Genomic DNA, 12,070 nt, shown 5'->3' with positions numbered 1-12,070 from the left:
GCGGTTGACACCGCCCGACGCTCGACCGACCATTGTTGCGAATGGACCGAACGATCGGTCGGTCGGGAGCGAGAGGTCGAGGGGGACCGCATGGCGACAGCATCAGCGCACCACACGGCCCGCACACAAGCGGACGAAGCCGCCGGCGAAGCGGCGCGCACAGCGGCGTACGAAGTCGTCTTCGACGCCGCGGTGGCGGCCGACGAACGCATCGAGCCCCGCGACTGGATGCCCGACGCCTACCGCTCCACCCTGGTCCGCCAGATCGCGCAGCACGCCCACTCCGAGATCATCGGCATGCAGCCCGAGGCCAACTGGATCACGCGCGCGCCCTCCCTGCGCCGCAAGGCGATCCTGATGGCGAAGGTCCAGGACGAGGCAGGCCACGGGCTCTACCTGTACAGCGCGGCCGAGACGCTCGGCGTCGGCCGCGACGAACTGCTGGACAAGCTGCACTCCGGCCGCCAGAAGTATTCGTCGATCTTCAACTACCCGACGCTGACATGGGCGGACGTCGGCGCCATCGGCTGGCTCGTGGACGGTGCGGCGATCACCAACCAGGTCCCCCTGTGCCGCTGCTCGTACGGTCCGTACGCGCGCGCCATGATCCGCGTGTGCAAGGAGGAGTCCTTCCACCAACGCCAGGGGTACGAACTGCTGCTGGCCCTGAGCCAGGGCACCCCCGAACAGCACGCGATGGCACAGGACGCCGTCGACCGCTGGTGGTGGCCCTCCCTGATGATGTTCGGCCCGCCCGACGACGAGTCCTCGCACTCCGCCCAGTCGATGGCGTGGAAGATCAAGCGCCATTCGAACGACGAGCTGCGCCAGCGCTTCGTCGACATCGCCGTCCCCCAGGCCGAGTCCCTCGGCCTGACCCTGCCCGACCCCGACCTCGTGTGGAACGAGGAGCGCGGACACCACGACTTCGGCGCCATCGACTGGACGGAGTTCTGGGACGTCCTCAAGGGCAACGGCCCGTGCAACGACCAGCGGATCACCCAGCGCCGGCGCGCCCACGAAGAGGGCGCCTGGGTACGGGACGCGGCCGCGGCGTACGCGGCCAAGCACACCAGCGGGACCGTCGGCTCGACGAGCACGACCGGTGAGACAGGAGCGACCCGAGCATGACGAACACCGACTGGCCGCTGTGGGAGGTCTTCGTGCGCTCGCGCCGGGGACTGTCGCACACCCACGCCGGCAGCCTGCACGCGCCGGACGCCGAACTGGCCCTGCGCAACGCCCGCGATCTGTACACCCGCCGCGGCGAGGGCGTCTCGATCTGGGTCGTCCCCTCGGCCGCCGTCACGGCCTCCTCGCCCGACGAGAAGGACCCGTTCTTCGAGCCGTCCGCGGACAAGCCCTACCGCCACCCGACCTTCTACGAGATCCCGGAAGGGGTGAAGCACCTGTGACTCTCACCGTGAACACCGCGGCCGCCCTGGCCCTCGCCGACGACGCCCTGGTGCTCTCGCACCGGCTGGGGGAGTGGGCCGGCCACGCGCCCGTCCTCGAAGAGGAAGTCGCCCTGGCCAACATCGCGCTGGACCTGCTCGGCCAGGCCCGGGTCCTGCTGTCCATGGCCGGCGACGAGGACGAGCTGGCCTACCTCCGCGAGGAGCGCGCCTTCCGCAACCTCCAGCTCGTCGAGCAGCCGAACGGCGACTTCGCGCACACCATCGCCCGGCAGCTCTACTTCTCCACCTACCAGCGGCTTCTCTACGCGCACCTGGCTTCCGGGGAGAGCGAGTTCGCTCCCCTCGCCGCCAAGGCCGTCAAAGAGGTCGCCTACCACCAGGACCACGCCGAGCAGTGGACCCTGCGCCTCGGCGACGGCACGGACGAGAGCCACGAGCGCATGAGCGTGGCCTGCCAGGCGCTGTGGCGCTTCACCGGCGAGATGTTCCAGCCGCTCGACGGCGTCGACATCGACGGGGACGACCTCCGGGCCGCCTGGACCGAGTCCGTGGAGGCCACGCTGCGCCGGGCCACCCTGACCGTCCCCGAAGGCCCGCAGACCGGGGCCTGGGCGGCCGGTGCCGGACGACAGGGTCTGCACACCGAGTCCTTCGGCCGGATGCTCGCCGAGATGCAGCACCTGCACCGCAGCCACCCGGGGGCGTCATGGTGACGACCACCGCCCTGGAGGAGGAGCTGCGCAGGCTGGCCGGCTCCGTGCTCGACCCCGAACTGCCCGTTCTCACCCTGGACGACCTCGGCGTCCTGCGCGCCGTCCACGTCCGTGGCGAGGACAGCGTCGAGGTCGAACTGACCCCGACCTACACCGGCTGCCCGGCCGTCGAGGCCATGTCCACGGACATCGAGCGGGTGCTCCACGAACACGGCATCCGCGAGGTGTCCGTGCGCACCGTGCTCAGCCCCGCCTGGTCGACCGACGACATCTCGGACGAAGGCCGCCGCAAACTGCGGGAGTTCGGGATAGCGCCGCCGCGCGGCGACCGTCCCGCCGGACCGGTGGCCCTCGATCTGGGCCCGACACGCACGGTCACCGGCGAGCTGGAGCCCGTCCGCTGCCCTGCCTGCGGATCGGCCGACACCGAACTGCTCAGCCGCTTCTCCTCCACCGCGTGCAAGGCACTGCGCCGCTGCCTGTCCTGCCGCGAACCGTTCGACCACTTCAAGGAGCTGTGATGGCCCGCTTCCACCCGCTCACGGTGGCCGCGGTCGACCGGATCACCGACGACTCCGTGGCCCTGACGTTCGCGGTCCCCGCGGACCTGCGCGAGGACTACCGGCACGCCGCAGGCCAGCACCTGGCCCTGCGCCGCACGGCCGACGGCACGGAGATCCGCCGCACGTACTCCATCTGCTCGCCGGCGCCCTCCCCCGACGGCGAGGCGCCGCGCACCCTGAAGGTCGGCGTGCGCCTGGTCGACGGAGGCGCGTTCTCGACGTACGCGCTCAAGGAGATCGCCGTCGGCGACGTGGTGGAGGTGATGGTCCCGGCGGGACGCTTCACGCTGGAGCCCTCGCCCGGCCTGTACGCGGCGGTGGTGGGCGGCAGCGGGATCACCCCGGTGCTGTCGATCGTCTCCACGCTGCTGGCGCGGGAGCCGGAATCGAGCTTCTGCCTGATCCGCAGCGACCGTACGTCGGCCTCGACGATGTTCCTGGAGGACGTCGCCGACCTCAAGGACCGCTATCCGCAGCGGTTCCAGCTCGTGACCGTCCTCTCCCGCGAGGAGCAGCAGGCCGGGCTGCCGTCCGGCCGCCTCGACCAGGAGCGGCTCACCGCGCTGCTTCCCGCGCTGCTGCCCGTGGACCGGGTGGCGGGATGGTTCCTGTGCGGGCCGATGGGGCTCGTCCAGGGCGCCGAGCGCACACTTCGCACGCTCGGGGTGTCCCGGACCCGCATCCACGAGGAGATCTTCCACGTGGACGCCGGCACGACGGCTCCTTCCGCCGTACCGGCTCCCGCGCACAGCACGGTCACCGCACGGCTCGACGGACGCGGCGGTACCTGGCCCGTCCAGGACGGCGAGTCGCTGCTGGACGCGGTCCTGCGCAACCGTCCTGACGCCCCGTACGCCTGCAAGGGCGGCGTGTGCGGTACCTGCCGGGCGTTCCTCGTCTCGGGCGAGGTGCGGATGGACCGCAACTTCGCGCTGGAACCGGAGGAGACGGAGGCCGGGTACGTACTGGCCTGTCAGTCCCACCCCGCCACGGAGAAGGTCGAGTTGGACTTCGACCGCTGAGCCCGCGGCACCCACGGCACCCGCCGCACTCGCCGCACCTGCCGGGAAGGAGTGGCCGATCGTAGGCCGTTCCCTTCTTGTAGAACCTGTTCTATCTTGACGCACCGTCAGATCAGGCTGTCCGTCTGATCGTTGGTCCGGTGCGTGCGCGGGAGGACGGGATCGTGGACTTCACCTTCACCGAGGAGCAGCAGGCGGCGGCCGAAGCGGCGCGGGGGGTGTTCGCCGGGGTGGCCCCCGACGGCGTGCCCAGTCCCGCGCTCACCGCGGGCGCCGTCGCCGAGGACTTCGACCGGCCCCTGTGGGCGAGGCTCGCCGACGCCGACCTGCTGAGCCTGCTGCTCGACGAGGAGGCCGGCGGTGCGGGCCTGGACGCGATCGCGCTGTGTCTCGTGCTGCGGGAGTCGGCGAAGGTGCTGGCACGGGTGCCGCTGCTGGAGAACAGCGCCGCGGCCGCGGCCGTACGGCGCTACGGAGCCGAGGAGTTGAGGGCGGAGCTGCCGGCGCGGGCGGGCCGGGGCGAACTGGTGCTGACCGTCGCCGCCAACGGCAGGACCGGCCACGACCCGGCCGAACGCGCCGTGACCGCACGGCGGGACGGCACCGGATGGATCCTGGACGGCGTGCAGACGGCGGTCCCCTGGGCCCTGGACGCCGACTTCGTCGTCGTGCCCGCGCACACGGACACCGACCGGACCGTCCTCGCGCTGGTTCCCCGCGACCACGAGGGCGCCGTGCTCGCCGAGCAGATCTCCACGAACGGCGAGCGGCTCGGCGAACTGCGCCTGGATTCCGCCCGGATCACCGACCGGCATGTCGTCGACGCCCCGGGGGCCTGGGAGTGGCTGCGCGACCTGCTGGCCACCGGCACCTGTGCGCTGGCGCTGGGGCTCGGGGAGGAGGTGCTCCGGATGACGAGCCAGTACACGAGCAAGCGGGAGCAGTTCGGGTTCCCCGTGGCCACGTTCCAGGCGGTCGCCGTCCAGGCCGCCGACCGCTACATCGACCTGCGCGCCATGGAGGCGACGCTCTGGCAGGCCGCGTGGCGCATCGGCACGGGAGCCGACGGCGCGCTCCCCGCCGCGGGTGACGTGGCCGTCGCCAAGATCTGGGCGTCCGAAGGGGTCCGGCGGGTCGTGCAGACCGCCCAGCACCTGCACGGCGGGTTCGGCGCCGACACCGAGTACGCGCTGCACCGGTACCACGCCTGGGCCAAGCACCTGGAGCTGTCCCTCGGCCCGGCCGCGGCGCACGAGGAAGCCCTGGGCGACCTGCTGGCGGCCCACACCCTGGGCTGACAGCGCCGCTCAGGCCTCCATCCGTTCCCGTTCCCGTCCCCGTCCCTCTCCCCGGACAGGCCGTTCGCGGGCAGGTTGGGCGGGTCCGGCTAGAGCACGAAGCCGGGCTCGCCCTTGGTGTTCACGACCGGGCGGCCGACGGCCTCCCAGCTCTGCATGCCGCCGTCGACGTTCGCGGCGTCGATGCCCTGCTGGACCAGGTACATGGTGACCTGGGCCGAACGCCCGCCGGAGCGGCAGATGACGTTGACCCGGCCGTCCTGCGGAGCCGCCTCGGTCAGCTCGCCGAACCGGGCGACGAAGTCGCTCATGGGGATGTGCAGGGCGCCCTCGGCGTGACCTGCCTCCCACTCGTCGTCCTCCCGGACGTCCAGCAGGAAGTCGTCGACCTCGAGATTGCCGACCCCGACCGTGGGCACACCAGCTCCGAAACTCATGCCTCCGACGCTACCCGACGGCTCGGACGAACCTCAGGGAGCCTGGGCGATCAGCGTCGCCAGCTCGTGCTCGCGCTCGCCGACCTGCGTGAGCAGTTGTTCGGCGATCTCCTCCAGGAGACGGTCCGGGTCTTCCGGGGCCAGCTTGAGCATGGCGCCGATGGCGCTCTCCTCCAGCTCGCGGGCGACGAGGGTGAGCATCTCCTTGCGCTGGGAGAGCCATTCGAGGCGGGCGTAGAGCTCCTCGCTGCGGCTCGGCTTCCACTCCTCGGGCGCGGGGCCGGCGGCCCACTCCGCGGCCAGCTCCCGCAGCAACGCCTCGTCGCCCCTGGCGTACGCGGTGTTCACGCGGGCGATGAACTCGTCACGCCGCTTGCGCTCGTCGTCGTCCTGCGCGAGATCCGGGTGGGCCTTGCGGACCAGCTCGCGGAAGAGCTTGCGGGCCTCCTCGCTGGGACGCACGCGCTGCGGGGGCCGTACGGGCTGGTCCGTGAGCATGGCCACGGCCTCGGGGAAGAGGCCGTCCGAGTCCATCCAGCCGTGGAACAGCTCCTCGACCCCGGGCATGGGCATGACCCGCGCCCGGGCCTCGTGCGCCTTGAATATGTCCTCCGGGTCACCGGTGAGCGCGGCACGCGCCTCGGCGATCTGGGCGTCCAGTTCGTCGAGCCGGGAGTACATGGGGCCGAGCTTCTGGTGGTGCAGCCGGGAGAAATTGTCGACCTCGACGCGGAAGGTCTCCACGGCGATCTCGAACTCGATCAACGCCTGCTCGGCCGCTCGCACGGCCCGCTCCAGGCGCGCCTCGGGCCGGTCCTCCCCGCCCGGAGCCGGGCTCTGGACCTCCGCAGCCGGGCCCTGGCCGTCCGCGGCCGGGCTCTGGCCGTCATCGGCCCGAGCCTCGCCCTGCTCCTGGGGCTGCCCCTCGCCTTCCGGGGCACCGGAGTGTTCCCGGCCCTCCTCGAAGGCGGGCTCGGACTGGCTCTGATCGGCTTCCGGGGTCGTCACCCGACCAGCGTAGGCCACACTCCCCCGGGGCTCACTGTCTTCCCCGCCCCTACAGCCACCTGACCGGCCACAACGACCCCAATGACCCCAACCACCCCGATCATCCCAACCACCGAAACCCGCACCCGTGCCCTCACCGGCCCCGGACCGGCACCAGACCGTGGCCGGCACCAGACCCCGACCGGCACCGAACCCTGGCCGGCACCGGCACCGGCACCCGACCACGCGGACCCAGACACCGGCGCGGACACTGACATCGGCCCCGCAGGGCCACCGGCCCCACAGCGCCACCGGCCCCGCGGCGCCAACCGACCCGGCGCCGGCGCCGGCCGTCGTCCTCCCCGGTCACACTCCCGGTTCGGAGGCGATCCGTCCGCTGCGGATCGCCGCCGTCAGGGCGGCATGGTCCGCCTCCGTGCGGTCCGCGTAGGCGACGGAGAAGGAGGCGACGGCCTCGTCCAGCTCCTCGTTCTTGCCGCAGTACCCGGCTATCAGGCGCGGGTCGACGCTGTGGCTGTGGGCGCGGGCCAGCAGGGCGCCGGTCATCCGGCCGTAGTCGTCGATGTGGTCGGCGGCCAGCGCGGCGGGATCGACACTGCCCTTGCGGTTGCGGAACTGGCGCACCTGGTAGGGCAGACCGTCGACCGAGGTCCAGCCGAGAAGGATGTCGCTGACGACCTGCATGCGCTTCTGGCCGAGGACGACCCGGCGGCCCTCGTGCGCCACCTCGGGTACGGGATGCCCGATGGTCGCCAGATGCGGGAGCAGCGCCGAGGCACGGGCCTCCTTGACCTGGAGGACCAGGGCTTCGCCGCGGTGGTCCAGGAGCAGCACGACGTACGAGCGGGTGCCGACGCTGCCGGTGCCGACGACGCGGAAGGCGACGTCGTGCACCGCGTGACGGGCGAGCAGGGGGAGGCGGTCCTCGGAGAGCGTCGTCAGATAGTGCTCCAGGGAGGCCGCGACCGCGGCCGCCTCCGCGTCGGGGACGCGGCGCAGCACGGGTGCCGCGTCGACGAAGCGACGGCCGCCGCCGTCCACGGCCTCGGTCGACCTGGCCGCGAACCGGCCGCTGGTGTTGGCCCGCGCCTTCTCGGAGACACGCTCCAGCGTGCCGAGAAGGTCGTGGGCGTCGGTGTGGGAGACGAGTTCCTCGTCGGCGATGGCGTTCCAGGCGTCCAGGACCGGCAGCTTGGCCAGCAGGCGCATGGTGCGGCGGTACGCGCCCACGCAGTCGCGCGCGGCCGCGCGGCAGGTGTCCTCGTCGGCGCCGGCCTCCCGGCCCGCGAGCACGAGCGAGGTGGCGAGCCGCTTGAGGTCCCACTCCCAGGGGCCGTACACGGTCTCGTCGAAGTCGTTCAGATCGATGACCAGACCGCCGCGCGCGTCCCCGTACAGACCGAAGTTCGCCGCGTGGGCGTCGCCGCAGATCTGGGCGCTCACGCCGGTCATCGGGGTGCGGGCGAGGTCGTACGCCATGAGGCCGGCACTGCCGCGCAGGAACGCGAAGGGGGTGGCCGCCATCCGGCCGACCCGTATCGGGGTGAGCCCGGTGATCCGGCCCCGGTTGGACTCCTCGACCGCGGTCACGGCGTCCGGCCGGTCGGCGTCCATCAGGAGCTCGGCGTGCGCCGCACGCGGGACCCGCCCGCGCAGGGCCTTCCCCTCTTCCTTGGGCGAACCCTTCACCGGCCAGGCGGCGAACCCCGCAACCGCGAACCCGCGGACCCCGAACGCCTCGGCCGCCGGCCCGCCCTCGGCCGCCACCGGCAGTCCATCAGGCGAAGAACCCCGCCCGGACTCCGGCACGGACGCGCCCGCGCCCTGCCCGGCACCGATCTCCTGGCTCAGCGGACCCGCCTGCTCGACGAGCCCGGCCCGTCCCGCCGGCGCCGTCCGCCGCTCCGCCCCCGCTGTACCGACCTCTGTACCGACCTCGGCCATCTCGACCGCCTCCCCCGCACACGAACATCAACTCGTGCTGACCGTACAGCCGGTCGCGAAAACACGTCAGACCCTGTGGACAACTCCGCCGACGCCCGGGAGACAGCCGCGCTCCCCGCCGCGCTCCCCGCCGGGCGCACCGCACGACCGGCGCTGCTGCGCGGCGCCCTCCGGCCCGGAGGCACGCGGCACCCTCCGGCCCGGCGGAACCAGGCTCTAGAGCCCTCGGCAGGCCCCGCCCTCCGGCAGGTACCGCTCGGCCCAGGAACCCAGTTCCTTGAGGGCCGGCTCCAGCGCCGCGCCCGCTTCCGTCAGGGCGTAGGAGACCCGCAGCGGCGGCCCTTCGTCGACGTTCCGCACGACCAGACCGGCCGCGCCGAGTTCCGTGAGCCGGTCCGAGAGCATCCGCTCGCTGATGCCGGGGATGGCTCTCCGCAGGTCGGCGAAGTGGACCGGGTGCTGCATCAGGACGGCGACGACGAGGCCCGTCCATCGCTTTCCGAGCAGCGTGAAGACACGGGTCATGCCGTCGTCGACCTTCTGGCACGGCCCCGCGTCGTGGCTTCCCGGTACTGGCATGGCTCCAGGGTACTGCGTCTCCACAAGGGGATGAAAAAAAGTAAGTGACTGTGTTATCTCTAGTTAGGCACGAAAGAGAAGCCCGCCAGGGCGACTCGATTCCCTGCGACAGCTCTGCCCCGATCCGGTTCACACCCCCACCCGGGCCCGGTCCGTCCGGGACCCCGGAGCCCCGCGAGGGACCGAAGCACCCCGGCCCCCGGCGCCCCACCAGGCGCCGGCCCCCGCACGCCACCCGAGGCCTCGACGCCCCACACGGCGCCGACCGCCACGCCCCACCCGGCGCCGACGTCATCACCCCATACATCCCTTTTGCCTGGAGATCATCATGGCCACCCTCCTCCACATCGACTCGTCCGCCACCCCGGGCGGCGCCTCCGTCTCGCGCACCGTGACGGACGCCTTCCGCACGGCCTGGCAGGAGCAGCACCCCGACGGCACGGTGATCTACCGCGACCTCGCCGTGGACCCTGTGCCGCACATCACGGCCGAGGCCCACTCCGCCGGCTTCGCCGCCCCGGACACCCACACCCCCGGGCAGGCCGAGGCCTTCGCCGCACGCGTGAAGCTGATCGAGGAGGTGGAGAACGCGGACGCGATCCTGATCGGCGCCCCCATGTACAACTTCTCCATCCCTTCGACCCTGAAGGCATGGCTGGACAACGTCATCCTCATCGGGCGCACCGCCATGACGGAGGACTCGGCGATCAAGGGCACCCCGGTCACGGTCGTCGCCAGCCGTGGCGGCTCGTACGCGGCGGGCACTCCGCGCGAGGGCTTCGAGTACGTGCAGAACTACCTGAAGGCCGTGCTGGGCGACATGCTCGCCCTCGACGTCGAATTCATCGTCCCGGAGCTCACCATGGCCCCGCACAACCCGGCGATGGCCGACCTGGTCCCGCTCTTCGAGGCGTCCCGGAGCAAGGCCCTGGACGAGGCGGCCGCCCGCGCCAAGAAGGTCGCGGCGCACCTCGCCGCCTGATCACGGCACCCGGCGACCGCCACCGCGCCCACCGGACGCGGCACGGCGGTACGCCGGCGCACAGCCCCGCAGGGCCGGACACCCGCCCCGCGGGGCTCCGCCGTGTCCAGGCCCCTTCGGATCCGCGAGCACCTTCCACGGGCTGCGGGCCCACAGGCACCCTTCATGGGCTTCGGATCCGCGGGCATCCTTCACGGCCTTCGGATCCGCGGGCATCCTTCACGGCCTTCGGATCCGCGGGCATCCTTCACGGCCTTCGGATCCGCGGGCATCCTTCACCGGCTTCGGGTCGGCGAGCACCCTTCACGGCCGTCGGGCCCGCGACCCCGTGCACCGGCCGCCGCCCCGGCCAACTCCCGGACGATTCCCCACCACTTGCGTGAGAGCATCGTCACACTTCAGAGCGCTCCCGGCCGTCCGCGCGACCCGCGACGACCCGCACCACCCGGCGCGCGACATCGCGCGAGCACCGAGGAGGGTCGGCGGAAGCAGCCCGGGAGGGGCGCGGCGGAAGCGTCCCGGACAACGTGAAAGCCCCTCAGGTCATCGACCTGAGGGGCTTTCAGCTGGTGCGCGAGGGGGGAGTTGAACCCCCACGCCCTTTCGGGCACTGGAACCTGAATCCAGCGCGTCTGCCTATTCCGCCACCCGCGCATTGGGTGTGTCTTCCGTCTCCCGCTTTCGCCGCGGGCGCCTTCCGACATGCAGAAGATTAGCACGCTGTCAGGGGTGGAATCACATCCCTTTCCCCCGCCCCTCCCACCCGCGCACCGGCCGCCGCACACCCCCGGACCTCCACGGCCCCCACGGGCCCGGTGCCCTTGCCCCGCCCGGCCTCCCGGCCCCGGCGGCTCGGCATCCGGCGCCGGCCGCCTCGTCACCGGCGCCCCGGCGGGCGTCACACGTTTCAGACAGAACCGGTTCACGTATCAACCTCGTACCGGTCCGGCGCATCTCCCCAGGAGTCGGACGGGCTGCACAGTCAGGTGCGGGACACTGGTCCTGGGGCGCCTCTACGATCCATGGCAGAAGCAGTGCCGGGAAGAGTTCGAAGAGGGGCCTCTCAGGGAACTTCGGGAGGGGACTTCGGAAGGTGTCGACAACCCGTCGACCGTGCCGACAGGGGGAACCAGCCGATTTCCCGACGCGTGGATACGATCAGTAAGCAGTACCAGCAAGGCCGGGTAGGCCGGCTGGTCCAGCAGGGCCGGAAAGACGACAGCAAGCTGTACCAGGACGGCAACGACGGAGGAGGTGCCCCATGGGAGTCCTGAAGAAGTTCGAGCAGCGTCTCGAAGGTCTGGTCAACGGCACCTTCGCCAAGGTGTTCAAGTCCGAGGTCCAGCCCGTGGAGATCGCCGGAGCGCTGCAGCGCGAGTGCGACAACAACGCCACGATCTGGAACCGCGACCGGACCGTCGTCCCGAACGACTTCATCGTCGAACTGAGCACGCCCGACTTCGAGCGCCTCAGCCCCTACTCCGGACAGCTCGGCGACGAGCTCGCCGGAATGGTCCGCGACTACGCCAAGCAGCAGCGTTACACCTTCATGGGCCCCATCAAGGTCCACCTGGAGAAGGCCGACGACCTCGACACCGGTCTGTACCGGGTCCGCAGCCGTACGCTCGCCTCCTCCGCCAATCAGCAGTCTCCCGAGCGCGCCCCCGCGGGCCCCGCCCCGGCGGGCCCCCGCGGAGCCCAGGGCGGCTACGGCTACCCGCCCTCGGCCGCTCCCCCCATGCCGTCCGCGCCGCCGCCCGGCGGCCGTCCGGGCGTGGCACCCATGGGTGCCCGGCCCCCGGCCGGCCCGGCGGCGGGTGGCCGTATGCGGCACTGGGTCGAGATCAATGGCTCACGCCATCAGATCTCCCGCCCGACGCTGGTGCTGGGCCGCAGCACTGAAGCCGACGTGCGGATCGACGACCCCGGCGTATCGCGCCGGCACTGTGAGATCCGGACCGGAACGCCCTCGACGATCCAGGATCTCGGGTCCACCAACGGCATCGTGGTGGACGGGCAGCACACCACCCGCGCTACGCTCCGCGACGGCTCGCGGATCGTCGTGGGCAGCACCACCATCATTTACCGGCAAGCCGAAGGGTGAAG

12 protein-coding genes and 1 tRNA gene are annotated in these 12,070 nt (G+C 71.9%); 8 read left to right on the top strand and 5 right to left on the bottom strand.

What is annotated here, in order from left to right; translation table 11 throughout:
• Window positions 1-90: 90 nt before the first annotated feature.
• From paaA to ACZ4TO_RS23935, 6 genes are all read left to right on the top strand, one after another.
• On the top strand, window positions 91-1,131 hold the full coding sequence (gene paaA / locus ACZ4TO_RS23960; RefSeq protein ID WP_468025160.1) for a 1,2-phenylacetyl-CoA epoxidase subunit PaaA: 1,041 nt from the start codon (window positions 91-93) through the stop codon (window positions 1,129-1,131).
• Complete coding sequence (paaB, locus tag ACZ4TO_RS23955) at window positions 1,128-1,415, top strand: 1,2-phenylacetyl-CoA epoxidase subunit PaaB (RefSeq protein WP_164372737.1); 288 nt, start codon at window positions 1,128-1,130, stop codon at window positions 1,413-1,415. Before paaA ends, paaB begins: the two co-directional genes overlap by 4 nt.
• Window positions 1,412-2,131 (top strand): 1,2-phenylacetyl-CoA epoxidase subunit PaaC, encoded by a 720-nt coding sequence (paaC, locus tag ACZ4TO_RS23950; protein WP_468025159.1) that lies wholly within the window; start codon window positions 1,412-1,414, stop codon window positions 2,129-2,131. The genes paaB and paaC overlap by 4 nt, the downstream gene beginning before the upstream one ends.
• A complete protein-coding gene (gene paaD, locus ACZ4TO_RS23945; RefSeq protein WP_382783398.1) occupies window positions 2,125-2,652 on the top strand; it encodes a 1,2-phenylacetyl-CoA epoxidase subunit PaaD in 528 nt (175 codons plus the stop codon). The genes paaC and paaD overlap by 7 nt, the downstream gene beginning before the upstream one ends.
• Entirely contained in the window at window positions 2,652-3,716 is a 1,065-nt protein-coding gene (gene paaE, locus ACZ4TO_RS23940; RefSeq protein WP_468025158.1) for a 1,2-phenylacetyl-CoA epoxidase subunit PaaE, read from the top strand. Before paaD ends, paaE begins: the two co-directional genes overlap by 1 nt.
• Window positions 3,717-3,880: 164 nt before the next feature.
• Window positions 3,881-5,014 (top strand): acyl-CoA dehydrogenase family protein, encoded by a 1,134-nt coding sequence (locus ACZ4TO_RS23935; protein ID WP_382784251.1) that lies wholly within the window; start codon window positions 3,881-3,883, stop codon window positions 5,012-5,014.
• A gap of 89 nt (window positions 5,015-5,103) precedes the next feature.
• Here ACZ4TO_RS23935 and ACZ4TO_RS23930 read toward each other — a convergent pair whose 3' ends face one another.
• The 4 genes from ACZ4TO_RS23930 to ACZ4TO_RS23915 all read right to left on the bottom strand — a co-directional run bounded on the left by ACZ4TO_RS23930 (window position 5,104) and on the right by ACZ4TO_RS23915 (window position 8,982).
• Window positions 5,104-5,451, bottom strand: coding sequence for a rhodanese-like domain-containing protein (locus tag ACZ4TO_RS23930; RefSeq protein WP_382783392.1), 348 nt, complete (start codon window positions 5,449-5,451; stop codon window positions 5,104-5,106).
• Window positions 5,452-5,484: 33 nt separating this feature from the next.
• Window positions 5,485-6,459: a hypothetical protein gene (locus tag ACZ4TO_RS23925; protein WP_468025157.1), complete on the bottom strand. Its 975-nt coding sequence runs from the start codon at window positions 6,457-6,459 to the stop codon at window positions 5,485-5,487.
• 345 nt (window positions 6,460-6,804) lie between these two features.
• Window positions 6,805-8,403 (bottom strand): DUF2252 domain-containing protein, encoded by a 1,599-nt coding sequence (locus ACZ4TO_RS23920; protein ID WP_468025156.1) that lies wholly within the window; start codon window positions 8,401-8,403, stop codon window positions 6,805-6,807.
• A gap of 216 nt (window positions 8,404-8,619) precedes the next feature.
• On the bottom strand, window positions 8,620-8,982 hold the full coding sequence (locus tag ACZ4TO_RS23915; protein WP_382783384.1) for a winged helix-turn-helix transcriptional regulator: 363 nt from the start codon (window positions 8,980-8,982) through the stop codon (window positions 8,620-8,622).
• 328 nt (window positions 8,983-9,310) lie between these two features.
• On the opposite strand from ACZ4TO_RS23915, the gene ACZ4TO_RS23910 reads away from it, so the two are divergent.
• Complete coding sequence (locus ACZ4TO_RS23910) at window positions 9,311-9,964, top strand: FMN-dependent NADH-azoreductase (RefSeq protein WP_382783381.1); 654 nt, start codon at window positions 9,311-9,313, stop codon at window positions 9,962-9,964.
• Window positions 9,965-10,531: 567 nt separating this feature from the next.
• Here ACZ4TO_RS23910 and ACZ4TO_RS23905 read toward each other — a convergent pair.
• Window positions 10,532-10,618, bottom strand: a tRNA-Leu gene (locus tag ACZ4TO_RS23905).
• 607 nt (window positions 10,619-11,225) lie between these two features.
• Here ACZ4TO_RS23905 and ACZ4TO_RS23900 point away from each other — a divergent pair.
• The gene (locus tag ACZ4TO_RS23900) at window positions 11,226-12,068 is read left to right on the top strand and encodes an FhaA domain-containing protein (protein ID WP_382783377.1); all 843 of its coding nucleotides are present in this window, start codon (window positions 11,226-11,228) and stop codon (window positions 12,066-12,068) included.
• Window positions 12,069-12,070: the final 2 nt, after the last annotated feature.

The sequence above is a fragment of the Streptomyces sp. NPDC028298 genome (assembly GCF_055565895.1).
Note: the sequence above shows the minus strand (reverse complement) of the source record. Positions and strands in the feature narration are given on the sequence as shown.